At 70.8% G+C, this 13,526-nt stretch carries 13 protein-coding genes and 1 tRNA gene; 8 read left to right on the plus strand and 6 right to left on the minus strand.

Annotation, left to right across the window (positions count from 1 at the left end; all coding sequences use genetic code 11):
* Nucleotides 1–33 precede the first annotated feature (33 nt).
* Nucleotides 34–372 (plus strand): hypothetical protein, encoded by a 339-nt coding sequence (locus tag VGD44_RS09585; RefSeq protein WP_331086302.1) that lies wholly within the window; start codon nucleotides 34–36, stop codon nucleotides 370–372.
* Here VGD44_RS09585 and lepB read toward each other — a convergent pair.
* The gene (gene lepB / locus VGD44_RS09590) at nucleotides 369–1,127 is read right to left on the minus strand and encodes a signal peptidase I (protein ID WP_331086304.1); all 759 of its coding nucleotides are present in this window, start codon (nucleotides 1,125–1,127) and stop codon (nucleotides 369–371) included. The genes VGD44_RS09585 and lepB overlap by 4 nt on opposite strands.
* A gap of 78 nt (nucleotides 1,128–1,205) precedes the next feature.
* Nucleotides 1,206–1,523: an Hpt domain-containing protein gene (locus VGD44_RS09595; RefSeq protein ID WP_331086306.1), complete on the minus strand. Its 318-nt coding sequence runs from the start codon at nucleotides 1,521–1,523 to the stop codon at nucleotides 1,206–1,208.
* 114 nt (nucleotides 1,524–1,637) lie between these two features.
* On the opposite strand from VGD44_RS09595, the gene VGD44_RS09600 reads away from it, so the two are divergent.
* Nucleotides 1,638–3,527 carry a hypothetical protein gene (locus VGD44_RS09600; protein ID WP_331086308.1) on the plus strand — a complete coding sequence of 630 codons (1,890 nt, stop codon included), beginning with the start codon at nucleotides 1,638–1,640 and terminating at the stop codon, nucleotides 3,525–3,527.
* Nucleotides 3,524–4,810, plus strand: coding sequence for an MBL fold metallo-hydrolase (locus VGD44_RS09605; protein WP_331086310.1), 1,287 nt, complete (start codon nucleotides 3,524–3,526; stop codon nucleotides 4,808–4,810). The genes VGD44_RS09600 and VGD44_RS09605 overlap by 4 nt, the downstream gene beginning before the upstream one ends.
* A 252-nt stretch (nucleotides 4,811–5,062) precedes the next feature.
* Here VGD44_RS09605 and VGD44_RS09610 read toward each other — a convergent pair whose 3' ends face one another.
* From VGD44_RS09610 to VGD44_RS09620, 3 genes are all read right to left on the minus strand, one after another.
* A complete protein-coding gene (locus VGD44_RS09610) occupies nucleotides 5,063–5,371 on the minus strand; it encodes a hypothetical protein (RefSeq protein WP_331086312.1) in 309 nt (102 codons plus the stop codon).
* The gene (locus VGD44_RS09615) at nucleotides 5,372–6,298 is read right to left on the minus strand and encodes a zinc metalloprotease (RefSeq protein WP_331086314.1); all 927 of its coding nucleotides are present in this window, start codon (nucleotides 6,296–6,298) and stop codon (nucleotides 5,372–5,374) included.
* Nucleotides 6,299–6,497: 199 nt separating this feature from the next.
* Nucleotides 6,498–6,573: transfer RNA gene (locus VGD44_RS09620), tRNA-Lys, on the minus strand.
* 206 nt (nucleotides 6,574–6,779) lie between these two features.
* Here VGD44_RS09620 and VGD44_RS09625 point away from each other — a divergent pair.
* A complete protein-coding gene (locus VGD44_RS09625) occupies nucleotides 6,780–7,217 on the plus strand; it encodes a hypothetical protein (RefSeq protein ID WP_331086316.1) in 438 nt (145 codons plus the stop codon).
* Here the strand turns inward: VGD44_RS09625 and VGD44_RS09630 are convergent, their stop codons facing one another.
* Nucleotides 7,218–8,801, minus strand: coding sequence for a caspase family protein (locus VGD44_RS09630; RefSeq protein WP_331086318.1), 1,584 nt, complete (start codon nucleotides 8,799–8,801; stop codon nucleotides 7,218–7,220).
* 206 nt (nucleotides 8,802–9,007) lie between these two features.
* Here VGD44_RS09630 and VGD44_RS09635 point away from each other — a divergent pair, with 206 nt between their 5' ends.
* The 4 genes from VGD44_RS09635 to VGD44_RS09650 all read left to right on the plus strand — a co-directional run bounded on the left by VGD44_RS09635 (nucleotide 9,008) and on the right by VGD44_RS09650 (nucleotide 13,394).
* Nucleotides 9,008–10,381: a lipopolysaccharide biosynthesis protein gene (locus VGD44_RS09635; RefSeq protein ID WP_331086320.1), complete on the plus strand. Its 1,374-nt coding sequence runs from the start codon at nucleotides 9,008–9,010 to the stop codon at nucleotides 10,379–10,381.
* Complete coding sequence (locus tag VGD44_RS09640; protein ID WP_331086322.1) at nucleotides 10,378–12,087, plus strand: fatty acyl-AMP ligase; 1,710 nt, start codon at nucleotides 10,378–10,380, stop codon at nucleotides 12,085–12,087. The genes VGD44_RS09635 and VGD44_RS09640 overlap by 4 nt, the downstream gene beginning before the upstream one ends.
* On the plus strand, nucleotides 12,084–13,034 hold the full coding sequence (locus VGD44_RS09645; RefSeq protein WP_331086324.1) for an NAD-dependent epimerase/dehydratase family protein: 951 nt from the start codon (nucleotides 12,084–12,086) through the stop codon (nucleotides 13,032–13,034). The genes VGD44_RS09640 and VGD44_RS09645 overlap by 4 nt, the downstream gene beginning before the upstream one ends.
* A 108-nt stretch (nucleotides 13,035–13,142) precedes the next feature.
* Complete coding sequence (locus VGD44_RS09650) at nucleotides 13,143–13,394, plus strand: acyl carrier protein (protein WP_331086326.1); 252 nt, start codon at nucleotides 13,143–13,145, stop codon at nucleotides 13,392–13,394.
* The last annotated feature ends 132 nt before the right edge of the window (nucleotides 13,395–13,526 follow it).

Below are 13,526 nucleotides of genomic sequence, written 5' to 3' on the forward strand. Positions count from 1 at the left end.
TCACGGCGCGGCCAAATGAGTTGGAATCCGGCCATGCGAAACCCCAGGCCGCCGAAGAAGAGCGAGTCGCTCGAGATCCGCATCCCGCATGAGGCCAAACAGGCGTTCATGGCCCGCTGCCAGCGGGACGGGCGCTCGGCCAGCGAAGCGCTGCGCAGCTACATCGACCGCGAGATCGCCGGGCCTGCGCCGAAGCGGGGCCGCCTGATCGTCGGGGCCCTGATCGCCGCGGCCGTCGGCGCCGTCGCCCTGCCCTCCCTGGCCCGGCAGCCGGCCACCGATGCGGCCGCCGAGTTGCTGCGCCGCGCCGCCTTCGCCCAGCTCGACGCGAACCACGACGGGGTGCTGACGCTGGACGAGTACCGCCGCTAGCGCACACTCTGGAAGAACCGGCTCAGGTCGACGTTGAGCCAGGTCCACGGCTTCAGGATCGAAGCCCCGCGCCAGGACAGCAGCACGATCCGCGCCTGGCCGACGATGTTCTCGGCCGGCACGAAGCCGACACCCACCGAGCCCGGCCAACGGCCGTCCAGAGAGTTGTCGCGGTTGTCGCCGATCATCAGGTAGTGGCCCTCGGGCACGAGGTAGGTCCCGGTGTCGTCACCGTCGTGCAGCGGGCCGCGGTCGAAGGTGACGTAGGACCGGCCGTCGGGACGTTGCTCGATCTTCCGCTGCACGGTGACGTCCGGCGCGCCGGGATCGGTGGTGAGGCCGCCGTCGGCCTGGGCGATCGGCCGGTCGTTCACGTAGACGAGCCCACCTACGAAGCGCACACGGTCGCCCGGCAGGCCCATCACCCGCTTGATCCAGGTCTCGTGCGGGTCGCGCGGCAGCTTGAAGACCACCACGTCGCCGCGGCGGGGACCCTGCGCCTGCAGGATGCGGCCCCCGAACAGCGGCGGGCTGAGCGGGATCGAGTGGCGGCTCCAGCCGTAGTCCCATTTCGAGGTCACGATGTAGTCGCCGGTGCGCAGCCCGGGCTCCATTGAGTCCGAGGGGATGGTGAAGGGCTCGAAGAGCGCGACGCGGAGCACCAGCGCGATGGCGAGCGCGGCGCCGATGGTCTTGGCGAACTCGAGGGCCTGGGCGGCGAAGGTGTCGTCAGCGTCGGCGGTGTCGGTTGTCATATCGCGACAGGGCGGCGGATCAGCCCTTCGCGCAAATCCCGTCGCGTCGGGACAGGCGGGATTTCCTGTCCGGACGCCTCAGCCGCCGCCGATGCGTGTGAGGTAGCCCTCGATGTCGGCCAGGGCGTCCTTCAGCGCCGAGCGCACCTCAGGCGCCATGCTGGGATCGCCCTGTTCGGCCCGGTCCGCCACGTCGCCCAGGGTGCGGGCGCCGATGCCGCGCGAGGCGCCCTTGATCGTGTGGACGAGGTCGCGCCAGCCATCCGCAGGATTGTCGAGCCGCTGGAGCCAGCCCTCGGCCTGGCCCTGGAACAGGGCAAGCACCTCGGTCACCACCTGCATGTCGCCGGCGGCGAAGCCCTCCAGGTAGTCGAAGTCCACGGCGCCGCCGTCCATTCCGTTCTCCTCAAGCCTTGATCACAACGTCGTTGTGGCCCGGGGGCCCGGGCAGTACGCTACCCGCACCAGTTGCGCACCTGTGAAAGTTCGCGTTTCGCATCGGGGGCCAGGATGGCGAAGGCGCCGGAACTACCCGCGGGGACGCCCCGGGAACGACCGATACCCTGGCCCGCGACGCGGCCGCTGCGCATCTACACCACCGACCCGACGCGTGGCTATGAGCCCGCCGCCCGGACGACGCTGGAGGTGGAGTTCGAGCCGCTGAAGCCGGGGCCGGTCGGCGACCGCATCGAGGTGGTCGACTACGACGGCTACGTCCAGGCCTACTACCCGCAGATCGACCTCGACGACCCGGCGATCCTGATGCAGGGCGGACTGCAGCCGTCCGAGGCGGATCCGCGCTTTCACCAGCAGATGGTCTATGCGGTCGCCTCGCGGACGCTGGCCAACTTCGACCGCGCTCTGGGCCGGCGGATCAGCATGCGCAAGGGCTCCAAGCGCAAGCGGCTGCGGATCCTGCCGCACGCCTTCCGCGGCCGGAACGCCTTCTACGACCGCGACCTGCACGCCCTGTTGTTCGGCTACTTCGCCGCCGACGCCGGCGACGTGGGCACGAACCTGCCGGGGCAGACCATCTACTCGTGCCTCAGCCACGACATCATCGCCCACGAGATGACGCATGCCGTCCTCGACCGCCTGAAGCGCTATTTCCTCGAGCCGTCCAACCCCGACGCGCCGGCGTTCCACGAGGGGTTCGCCGACCTCGTGGCGCTGTTCCAGCACTTCTCGTTCCCCGACCTGCTGGCCGCCGAGATCCGGAAGACCCGCGCCGACCTGCGCAAGCCTACGTTGCTCGTGGACCTGGCCCGGCAGTTCGGCTTCGCCACCGGCGAGGGAAAGTCCCTGCGAACGGCGCTCGACGACGGCGGCGCCTCGCTGGACCAGGCGACCGAGGCGCACGACCGCGGCGCGGTGCTGGTGGCGGCGGTGTTCGACGGCTTCCTCACCAGCTACGCCGAGCGGACGCGGGACCTGATCCTCATCGCCACCGACGGTCGCGGCGAGCTGCCCCCCGGCGACCTGTCCCCCTACCTCGCCAACCGGCTGGCCGTGGAGACCGCGCGGATCGCCCAGAGCCACCTGTCGATATGCATCCGCGCGCTGGACTACCTGCCGCCGGTGGATGTCACCTTCGGCGACTACCTGCGGGCGCTGGTCACCGCCGACTTCGAGCTCAACCCCGGCGACAACACCGGCCAGCGCGCGGCGCTGATAGAGGGGTTCCGGCGGCGCGGCATCCATCCGACGGGCGTGATCTCGCTGGCCGAGGAGTCGCTGCGGTGGCCGATCGCGGACAATCCGATGGCGCTGCCGCGGAAGCTGCGCTCGGCGCTGTCGCGCTACCTCGCTGCCGAGGCCGCTTCGGCGACCCAGACCAGCACCGACCCGCGGCTGTTCGTGCGCCGCGCCCCGCCCGACAACCCCGCCATCCCTGAGGACACCGAGGCCGGGGACGACAGCGAAGCCCGTCGCGGCGTCAGCCGCGAGATCCGCGACGCGCTCGTGACGTTCGCCCAGGATCATCTGAAGGAGCTGATGCTCAGCCCTGACTTCCCGATCTACCTCTACAGCGTCAACGGCGTCTTCCGGACCGCGCCGACCGGCCAGCCGGTGATCGAGATCATCGCCCAGTTCGTGCAGACCAACCCGACCGGCGAGTTCGATGCGATCCTGGGCGGGATCAAGGTCCGCGGCGGCACCACTATCGTGATCGGCGCCGACGGCGTGCTGAGCTACGCCATCGGCAAGCCCCTGCCCGGCCCCCACCTGGTGGGCTCGATGGCGGTCGAGGCGCCCGCCCGCGTGCAGGCCCTGAAGCGCTACGTGAGCGCGCTGGACGCCCGCGATCCGCTGTTCCCGTACATGGGCGACGCCCAGCTGGCCCAGCGCATGAACGTCAGGATGAGCCTCCGCTCCCTGCACCGGGAGCGCTGGAGATGACCCGGACCCTGCACGTGCGGATGTACCGGATGGGGTTCGGCGACTGCTTCCTGCTGTCGCTCCGCGGCGGCGACGGCCGCGACCGCCACATCCTGATCGACTGCGGCAGCATCACCGACGGCAAGGACCAGGTCTCGCGCGTCGCCCAGGACGTCATCAAGACCTGCACGCCGCGCCAGGGGCCGCCCACCATCGACCTCGTGGTCTGCACGCACCGGCACCGCGACCACGTCGGCGGCTTCAAGGACCCGGCCTGGCGAAACGTGCAGGTCGGCGCCGTCTGGATGCCCTGGACCGAGGACCCGGACGACCTCGACGCCACCCGCATCCGCAACGGCCAGTCGTCGTTCGCCCTGGCGCTGGCGCGCGCCGTGGGCCCGGCGGCGTTCGACGCCGACGCCTCGCCGCTGGAGGACGCGGCGGACGGCGTCGACGACGTGAACGCGCTCGCCATGGCGCTGAACGCCCTCACCAACGAGGCGGCCATGACGACGCTGCATCGCGGCTTTGCGGGCGCCCCGCCGCGGACCTTCCTGCCGCTCAAGGACACCGTCTGCGAAGCGCGCACCCTCCCGGGCGTTCCTGGCCTCAAGATCCACGTCCTGGGCCCGCCGCGCAGCGAAGCCGCCATGGCCAGCATGCAGCCCCCGCACGATGAGGTGTTCCTCACCCGGATGGCCCGGCGCGCGGCGGCCAAGGCCGCGCCGGCGCCTGACGCACCGCCCGTTCCCGAGCCCCAGGGCGCCTTCCGTGCGTCGTGGCGCCTGCCGAAGGACGCGGTGAACCACGCGAAGATGGGCTGGACCTTCGAGTCCGCCGACGAGCGCGCGGTGAACCTCCTGGCCGAGGAGCCCGACGGCGACCTGGCGGCGGCCATCGACCGGGCCGTCAACAACACCAGCCTGATCCTCATGTTCGAGATCGGCGACCAGTGGCTGCTGTTCCCCGGCGATGCGCAGTGGGGCGGCTGGGAGGCGGCGCTCGACGAGCCGCGGTGCGCCCGGCTGCTGGCGCGGACCACCTTCTACAAGGTGGGCCACCACGGCAGCGAGAACGCCACGCCGCGCTCGCTGGTCGAACAGGTGATCCGGGGGCCCTACACGGCCTTCCTGCCGACCCGGTCGATGACCCAGTGGCCGAACATCCCGCGAGGGCCGCTGGTGGACGCCATGACCGCGCGCAGCGCCGTCGTCGTCCGCAGCGATGACGAGGCCGCCGCGACCAACGCCGCCTTCAAGGTAGAGCCCGGGCTCTACATCGAGTGGGAGGTGGAGGTCGGCTAGGACCAAGCGACATTCCCTTGGGCGTGGCCGGAAGGAGGCTGCCTCCCTTCCTCCTCGATGGAGGAAGGGCCGGGGATGGAGGTGTGCGCAGGGCGGTGACGCTTGGAACGCCCTTGGGCGCCGGCGCCCGCTTGCGCCATCTGCGCAGCTCAGCGGCCGCACCTCCACCCAACCCTCCTCCATCGAGGAGGAGGGCTCGCAAATTCAATGCTTTGCCGACTCTCGGCCACCGCGCGGACGGAACCGTTGGTCCTAGCGCTCGACCACCAGCTTGTCGGCGGCCACTTCGACCAGACGCAACTCGGACGGTCGGCCCTGCTGCTCCAGCTCGAGCACCCCGTCCTCGCGCAGCCGCCAGCGGCCGTCGGTCACGACCGTCTTGTCCGTGGGTCCCGGACCGCTCGCCAGCAGGGCGCCGTCCGGCCCCAGCTCGAACGATCGCCGGCCGCGCGAGGGCGGGAAGCGCCACCCGCCCGGCCGGAACACCATCCGCCCCGGCGTGTCCTCCTCGTGTGAGTGGGTCCAGCGCTGCAGCAGGGCGGCGGTGTCGAAGTCGGGCATTCAGGTCCTCAACGCCGCGTCCTTCACCAGGTTCTTCCGCGGACCCGACAGCGTCGCGCGCATGCGGGCGATCTGGCCGGAGGTGAACATGAACATCGCACGGTCGTTCACATAGTCCATGTAATTCATGAACATGTCGCCGTTCGGCCCGTTGTTGCACGAGATGTGCGGGAACGCCGGCTCGTCGTAGTTGGGCAACTGCTGACGCGGCGTGTCCGACACGAGGTCGCTGCCCGAACAGTCCTCGGTGTCGCCCCAGATGTGCCGCAGGTTGAGGAAGTGGCCCACCTCGTGGGTCGCCGTGCGACCTAGGTTGAAGGGCGGCTCGGCGATGCCGCTGGTTCCGAAAGCGGTGTTGCGCATGACCACGCCGTCGGTTTCCGCCGGTCCCCCCGGGAACTGCGCGTAACCCAGCAGGCCGCCGGCCAGGTCGCAGACCCACATGTTCAGATAACGCTTGGTGTCCCACGCGTCCGAGCCGCCCGAGGCGGCGAACTTCATCCCGTCGTCCTGGCCGAAGCCGTCGATCTTGGTCTTCTTGCGGATGATCCCGCCGGTGGCCGCGCCGCCCGGGTCCTTCTTCGCCAGCTTGAAGTTGATCTTCGCGTTGCCGACCAGGCTCGACCAGACCGCCGGCACGCCGGGGCGGTCGGCGTTGGTGGCGTTGTAGTCGGCGTTCAGGACATCCAGCTGGCTCTGAATCTGGGCGTCGCTGATGTTCTGGTCGGCGCTCTTGTAGATCACGTGGACGACCATCGGGACCGTCACGGCCTTCAGCTTGGCGACGTTCATCCGCGCCAGCGCCTTCTGGGTCGCCTCCTCGATGCCCGCCAGCCGGGCGCGGTAGCCGGTGTCCAGCTCGACCAGGCGGTGGAACTCCGCCATCGTGCCGCATGAGCGCCGTGCAGGCGTGTTGTCGTCAGCCATCAGGGTCCCCCTTCTGCAGGTGCGGTTTCCAGCGGCGCCGTGGCGCCGAACGTCGTTATAGTTGTTCTGGCGCCCGTTTCCCGCGACCAGGGGCCAACTACACGCAAAGGTGTTCGGCGCCTGGGCCATACCGCCGAGGCGTGTGGGGCGCTCACCGCGCGCGCGGCCCCGCAGGGCTAAGTCTCGATCTTCGGAGGAATGGTGGGTGCTGGGGGATTCGAACCCTCGACCCGCTGATTAAGAGTCAGCTGCTCTACCAACTGAGCTAAGCACCCGTCCCGGCTTCGGACCCCTGAGGGGCGCCGACGGCGAGGGCGCGGAAAATACGCAAAATCGCGGCGTTGGCAACCCGCTCCGCGAAAGCAAGTTTCGCGACCCCACGAATTCGGGCGATCCCTGTTCTCCGAAGGGGAGACGCGCGCCCTTGACCCGCCACGGCCAAGGCGGGATCACTCTGGCGGCTGTTGCAAGGGGCTGGGCGATGCGCAAGGCGATCCTGGGCTTGGTTCTCGCGACCGGCGTCACCGGCGCCGCGTGCGCCGGCGACTACGTCGTCGTGGGGTCCACCGACCCATCCGTCCGGCCCGGCCTGGAGCTGAACGCCGGCCAGCGTGTGGCGCTGAGCGCGGGCCAGACGCTGCGGCTGATCAACGCCAGCGGTGAGGTCACCACTCTGCGCGGCGGCCCGGAGGGCGCGGTGGCGCCGCGCGCCGGCGCCCCTGCCGATCCGACGCGGCTCGCGCAGTTCAGGATGCTGATCGACCCACCGCCAACGTCGAAGACGTTCGGGGGCCGCCGTTCGGGCGTCTGTCCGGACCCCGCGACACTCGTCAGCCTGGACCAGATCCTGGTCGTGCAGTCGGGCGGCTGCACAACCGAGGCCAAGGCCGCCTTAGACGCCTACGTCGCCGCCCACTAGCTACGGACCGGTGTAGAGTTCGCCCAGCGCCATCGCCGCCTGGCCCTTGGCCTGGTCCAGTTCGTCACGCACCAGGCCAGCGGCGACCATGGCGTCGCGCTTGCCGTCGATCCGGCGCAACGCCGCCCGCAGCGCCTTGGGCTCGGCGGGCGTGACGATGGCGACCACATTGTCCACGCCGAAGGGCGCGACCGCCTTGGTGCGGGCCATCACCACCCGCGACTGGCCGGCCCCCATCAGGCCCTCGCCCTCGCCCGCCAGCGGGTAGAGCATCTGCACGGTGCCATCGCTGGCCAGGTTGAAGGCCGTGAGATAGGCCGCGCCGCCCCGATGAGTCACCGCCAGGTCGACGCTCTCGCCGTTCTTGTAGAGCTGGCCCTTCGGCCGCGGGCCGATGTCGACCTTGACCTGCCGCTCGTTGGCAGAGCCGGCGAGCTGGCTGATCGCCCGGCGCTTCATGATCACGCCGGTGAGCTGCTCCGGCGTCTTCAGGTTCTCGGCCACGCGGTCGCCGCGGCTGTCGGTGACCCAGCCTTCCTTGGCGTTCCAGGTGAGGTCGGGCGTGCCGCGCGGGATCGAGGCCCAGGGGCCGCGGCCGCCCAGCAGGTCGGCGGCGGCGTCGTCGGCCGGCTTCACCTCGATCGGCCGCTCGTCCGCCGGCGGGGCCTTCAGCGGCTGGAAGATCACGCTGCGCTCATTGCGGGCGGGGACGGCGGCGCTGGACCACTGCTGGGTCGACGACAGCTCGCGGGTGCGGCTCTCCAGCGTCGAGGCCAGCTCGGCCAGCGAGAGCTGGCCGTTATTGTCGAGGTCGGAGACCAGGTTGCCGTTCGGCCGCCGGTCCTTGAGCGCGCCCTCCAGCGCGTAGGTCAGGAGACCGCGGGACGGCGAGTCGCCGCGGGGCAGCGGGCCTTCCAGGGCGAACTGGTTGTCCTGTGCGGCGCCCACGTAGACGAGGTTCGGCGGATCCGACTTCGAGGGCGGCAGCCGCGCCGGGTCGGGCGGGCTGGGCGGCAGCGAGATGGCCATCGGATTGTCGAGCGCCGTCCGCTTCTTGAACGGCGTCGGCGCCACGATCGCGCGGTTCAGCGTGCCGGAATGGCAGGCATCGGCGATCTGCAGCACGTTCACGGTGGTCGGGAAGAAGTTGACCAGCCAGCCACGCAGGTCGTCGTCGAGGATGTACTGGTTCGTGTCGGGCCGGGTGACGCGGAAGCCGCCCAGGGCCATGAACTCGTCCATGCCGTCGGTCTCGGTCGGGTCGCGCGACTTCGCCTGCGCCCCGTGGCCCGCGTAGAAGAAGATCACCCAGTCGCCGGGCTTGGAGCGCTTGCCCAGCGCTTCCAGGGCGGCGCGGATGTTGGACCGCGTCGCCTGGCCGTCCGCGAGCGAGGTGATGTCCGTGGCGCCCTGCTCCTCCAGCAGGCCCTTCAGGGCCGCGGCGTCGTTGGGCGGGCCTTCCAGTGACGGAATCGGCTCGGCATACTTCGACACCGCCACGATCAGCGCGCGGATCTCGGCGGCGGCGGGACCGGCGGCCAAGGCCAGCGCCATGGCCACAAAGGCTGCGGGCAATCTTCGCATCTACGCTCCCCACTCCGTCCGCGCACAGAATGGCGCCGCTGGCGGCGGGCGAGAAGCGCCCACCGGGGATTCGTACGTAACGGGGCGGCTCGCGGAGGCGTCCACGTGCGCGCGCCGGTCGCGCCCGGCTTTGCGCCGACACGTGCTAGGGGGTAGTTGAGGGCGCGCCGCCGTTCGGGACGGCCACAGGAGTCGCAAGTCCGCGCATGAGCGCATCCCAGGCGGAGCAGATCGCCGGCGTCCGGCCGATCCTACGGCGTGTGGTGACCAACGCCGGCCTGCTGCTGGGCGGGCGGACGGTCAACGCCATCCTGGGGCTGATCGCCATCGCCATCGCCGCCCGCGCGCTGGGCGCCGCCGAGCTGGGCGTGCTGGTGCTGATCCAGGCCTTCGCGCAGTTCCTCGGCGAGGTGGTCAAGTTCCAGTCCTGGCAGACGATCCTGCAGTACGGCGCCCGGCCGCTGGGCGAAGGCCGGACGGCCGAGTTCCAGCGCGTGCTGCGCTTCAGCCTGTTCCTCGACCTGGCGAGCACCGCCTTCGGGATCGCCGTGGGCCTCATCGGGGCCTTCGCCTTCGCCGGCGCGCTGGGCTGGGGGACCGACGATGCGCCGGCCGCGGCGCTCTACACGCTCTCGATCGCCTTCATGGTCTCGGCGACGCCGATGGGCCTGCTGCGCCTGTTCGACCGGTTCGACGTGCTGGCGTGGCAGTCGGGGCTGATCTCGCTGCTCCGGGCCGTGGGCAGCGTCGTGGCGCTGCTGATGGGCGCGGGCATGGAGGGCTTCCTGCTGGCCTGGGCGGTCGGCACGGTCGGAAGCTGGATCTACCTCGCGGGCTCGGCCTTCGTCGAGCTGCGCCGGCGCGGCCTGACCAAGGACTTCTCCTGGCGCGGCCCGCTGACCGAAGGCATGCCCGGCGCCTGGCGCTTCGCCTGGAACACCAACATGGCCTCGGCGCTGGACGTGGCGTTCACCCATGTGGCGACCCTGATCGTGGGCGCGCTGGTGGGCCCGGCGCAGGCCGCGTTCTGGCGCGTGGGCCGCCAGGTGGCCGACGCGCTGGCCAAGCCCGCCAAGCTGCTGACACCGGCGCTCTATCCCGAGCTGGCCCGCCTGCGCGCGGAGGATCGGCAACACGCCATGTGGCGGCTCGCCCGCAACGTGGGCCTGCTGGCCGGCGGTATGGGCCTCGTCATGCTGGCCGTCAGCGCCTTCGCCGGGCCGCAACTGCTGGCGCTGGTGATGGGCAAGGCGTTCGCGCCGGCCGCCGAGGTGATGACCTGGCAGGTGGGGGCCGCGGTCATCGGCATCTTCGCGATCCCGCTGGAGCCGATGCTGGTTTCGCTGGGCAAGCCGGGGGCCGCCGTGCGCGTCCGGCTGGCGGTCGGCGCCATCTTCCTGGCCACCCTGCCCTTCCTCGTTGAGCAGTTCGGCCTTATAGGCGCGGGCGCCGGGCTGGCTGCGGCCGCAGGCGCCCTTGCCCTGGGCATGCTGTGGTTCATCCTCAGAGAGAACGGGACTCGGCACGCGGCGGCGACGCCCGCGCCGGATCTCGAGGAACGACTGAAAGGCGACGATTGACCGTTACCCCTACTGCACCGGACAGGCCGTTCCGCCAGGGCGGCTTTGCGACCCTCATCGAGGCGCTCGACTTCGCCGCCCAGGGTCCGACCGGCCTCAACCTCTACGGATTGCGCGGCGAACTCGTTGAAGCCCTCCCCTACGCGATGTTGCGCGAACGCGCCCGGGCCATGGCCTCGCGCCTGCTGGCGGCCGGCCTGAAGGCGGGCGACCGCGTGGGCCTCGTGGCCGAGACCGACGCCGACTTCGTCACCGCCTTCTTCGCCTGCCAGTACGCCCGGATCACGCCCGCGCCCCTGCCGCTGCCGGCCCCGCTGGGCGGCCGCGACGCCTATGTCGAGCAGATCGGCCGCATGTTGGCCTCGGCCGCCGCCGCCGCGGTGTTCGGGCCCGAGACCCTGCAGCCCTGGCTGAAGGACGCCGCCGAGAGCGCCGGCGTGAAGCTGGCGATGACCGTGGCCGAGCTGCCCGACGCGCCGGCCGCCGACCTGCCCGCCCCGGAGGCGGACGATCCCTGCTACGTGCAGTTCTCCTCGGGCAGCACCCGAAACCCGACGGGCGTGCTCTGCACCCATCGGGCGCTGATGGCCAATGCGCTGGCGTCCACCCGCGACGGCCTCCAGGTGACGGCCGCGGACCGGGCCATCTCCTGGCTGCCGCTCTACCACGACATGGGCCTGGTCGGGTTCCTGCTCATGCCGCTGTCGGTGCAGATGTCGATCGACCTGATGCCGACCAGCGCCTTCGTGCGCCGCCCGCTGCTGTGGCTCGACCTGATGTCGAAGAACCGCGGGACGATCAGCTACAGCCCCTCCTTCGGCTACGAGCTCTGCGCCAAGCGCGGCGACGGCACGCGCGAAGGCCTCGACCTTTCGGCGTGGCGCGTCGCCGGCTGCGGCGGCGACATGGTGCGGCCCGGCCCGCTGCTGGCGTTCGCCGAGCGCTACGCCGCCGCGGGGTTTGCCTCCACGACCTTTGTCCCGAGCTACGGTATGGCCGAGGCGACGCTGGGCCTGACGATGGGCCCCCTCGGCAAGGGCCTCATCTTCGACACCATTGACGTCGACCGGATGGAGAAGGACGGCGTGGTCAAGGCCGGCGCGAGCGCGCGTTCACGGGCCTTCGTGCGGTGCGGCGCGATCTTCCCGGACCACGAGCTCGAGGTGCGCGACGAAGACGGGCGGGTCCTGCCCGAGCTCCGCGTGGGCCGCATCTTCGTGCGCGGGCCGAGCCTGATGCGCGAGTACTTCGGCGACCCCCAAGCAACCGCCGCGGCGCTGTCGGCCGACGGATGGCTGGACACCGGCGACCTGGGCTACCTCGCCGACGGCCAGATCACGCCCACCGGGCGCGCCAAGGACCTGATCCTGCTGAACGGCCGCAACGTCTGGCCGCAAGATCTTGAATGGACGGCTGAATCCGAGATCGAGCGGCTGCGCAGCGGCGACGTCGCGGCCTTCTCGATCGACGCCGACGCGGCCGAACAGCTGGTGGTGCTGGTGCAGACCCGCTCCAGCGATCCGGAAGTGCGGCGCGCGCTCACCGACGACGTGGCCGCCCTGCTCCGCGCGCGGCACGGTGTCGAGCCCCGGGTCGAGCTGGTGGGCCACAACACCCTGCCGCAGACCTCGTCCGGGAAGCTCTCGCGTTCCAAGGCCCGCGCCCTCTTCCTGGCCGGCGCCTTCAGGCAGGAGGAGCCGGCCTGAGCCGCCAAGTCGCGAGCGGGCCGCTCGCGGCGGTCACGGGAGCCACGGGCTTCCTCGGCCGCCAGATCGTCCGCGCGCTGGGCGAGATGGGCTTCGGCGTCCGCATCCTGTCGCGCCGCGATCCGGTGGAGCCGCTCTGGCGCGACCTGACGCCCGAGGTGGTCGCCGGCGATCTCGATGACGATGCCGCGCTCGCCCGCCTCTGCGCGGGGGCCGACGTGGTGATCCATGCGGCCGGCCTCGTGAAGGCCCGCAGCCGCGCCGCGTTCGACGCCGTGAACGTCGGGGGCGCGCGCCGCGTGGCGCAGGCGGCCGCTGCGGCGCCGCATGTCGTCTTCGTCTCCAGCCTGACCGCGCGGGAGCCCGGTCTTTCGCACTACAGCGCCAGCAAGCACGCCGGCGAGGTCGCCATGGCCGACATCCTGGGCGAGCGCCTCACGGTCGTGCGGCCCTGCGCGATCTACGGACCGGGCGACCGCGAACTGCTGCCGGTCTTCCAGGCGGCCGCCGTGAGCCCGCTCCTGCCGCTGCTGAGCGGGACCGCCCGGGTGTCGATGATCCACGTCGGCGACGCGGCGGCGCAGACCGTGGCCCTTGCTGCAACGCGGCCGTCGGGCCGCATTTTCGCCCTCACCGACGACCGTCCGGAGGGCTACGGCTGGCGTGAGCTGATGGCCGAGGCGGCGCGGGCCTGCGGCCGTACGCCGCGCTTCGCGCCGGCTCCGAAGGCGCTAATCCACGCCATCGGAATCACAAATGATTTCACTGCCGTTGCAGGCGTGACCCCCATGCTCACCTCGGCCAAGGTCCGAGAGCTGCTGCATCCAAACTGGGCGGTCGCGCCGGAGGAGCGTGCAGTTGGCATTGGGCCCGCAAAGTACGACCTAAGGGCTGGATTTTCCGACACAGTGTCGTGGTACCGCACTGCGGCATGGATGAAACATTAGCTGCGGATTTGTGACCGACCCTTGATCGCACGGTAGAAAAACGGGTCGGACATGGTTAGGTACGCGGCTGGCGTAAGCAGTGAAGAGCCGATGGGGGGCTCACGTATGGTGGAACTGGCGACGGACCTGACCGTCCGTGAAGTCGCGCGGGCCGCCGAAACGGTCCTCGGCCGTAGCGTGCAGGTGACCCCGGAAACCGACATCGCCCGCGACCTGGCGGTGGACTCGCTTGCGCTGATGAACATCGTCATGGAGCTTGAGGATCGGTTTGACCTATCGATTCCTCTGGATCGCCTGGCCACTGTGCAGACGGTGGGCGACCTCTCTGACCTGATCAACAAGCTGCGGATAAAGGCTTAAGGATGGGGCTGCTCGACAAGCACCTGGGCTATCGCGCCCCGTTGGACGGTATCCGCGCTGCGGGCGCCGATCCCTCCGCCGTTCGATTCGATGCGGTCCTGTCGCCGACCGAAGGCATGCTGGACGGCAAGC

It is taken from the genome of Phenylobacterium sp. (assembly GCF_036402295.1).
GTDB lineage: Bacteria > Pseudomonadota > Alphaproteobacteria > Caulobacterales > Caulobacteraceae > Phenylobacterium.

Bases quoted from the DNA above. Each gene is read 5' to 3' on its own strand.
- VGD44_RS09600 (WP_331086308.1), top strand. From the start codon at position 1,638: ATGGCGAAGGCGCCGGAACTACCCGCGGGGACGCCCCGGGAACGACCG.
- lepB (WP_331086304.1), bottom strand. From the start codon at position 1,127: ATGACAACCGACACCGCCGACGCTGACGACACCTTCGCCGCCCAGGCC.
- VGD44_RS09630 (WP_331086318.1), bottom strand. From the start codon at position 8,801: ATGCGAAGATTGCCCGCAGCCTTTGTGGCCATGGCGCTGGCCTTGGCC.
- VGD44_RS09585 (WP_331086302.1), top strand. From the start codon at position 34: ATGCGAAACCCCAGGCCGCCGAAGAAGAGCGAGTCGCTCGAGATCCGC.
- VGD44_RS09610 (WP_331086312.1), bottom strand. From the start codon at position 5,371: ATGCCCGACTTCGACACCGCCGCCCTGCTGCAGCGCTGGACCCACTCA.
- VGD44_RS09605 (WP_331086310.1), top strand. From the start codon at position 3,524: ATGACCCGGACCCTGCACGTGCGGATGTACCGGATGGGGTTCGGCGAC.
- VGD44_RS09615 (WP_331086314.1), bottom strand. From the start codon at position 6,298: ATGGCTGACGACAACACGCCTGCACGGCGCTCATGCGGCACGATGGCG.
- VGD44_RS09635 (WP_331086320.1), top strand. From the start codon at position 9,008: ATGAGCGCATCCCAGGCGGAGCAGATCGCCGGCGTCCGGCCGATCCTA.
- VGD44_RS09625 (WP_331086316.1), top strand. From the start codon at position 6,780: ATGCGCAAGGCGATCCTGGGCTTGGTTCTCGCGACCGGCGTCACCGGC.
- VGD44_RS09595 (WP_331086306.1), bottom strand. From the start codon at position 1,523: ATGGACGGCGGCGCCGTGGACTTCGACTACCTGGAGGGCTTCGCCGCC.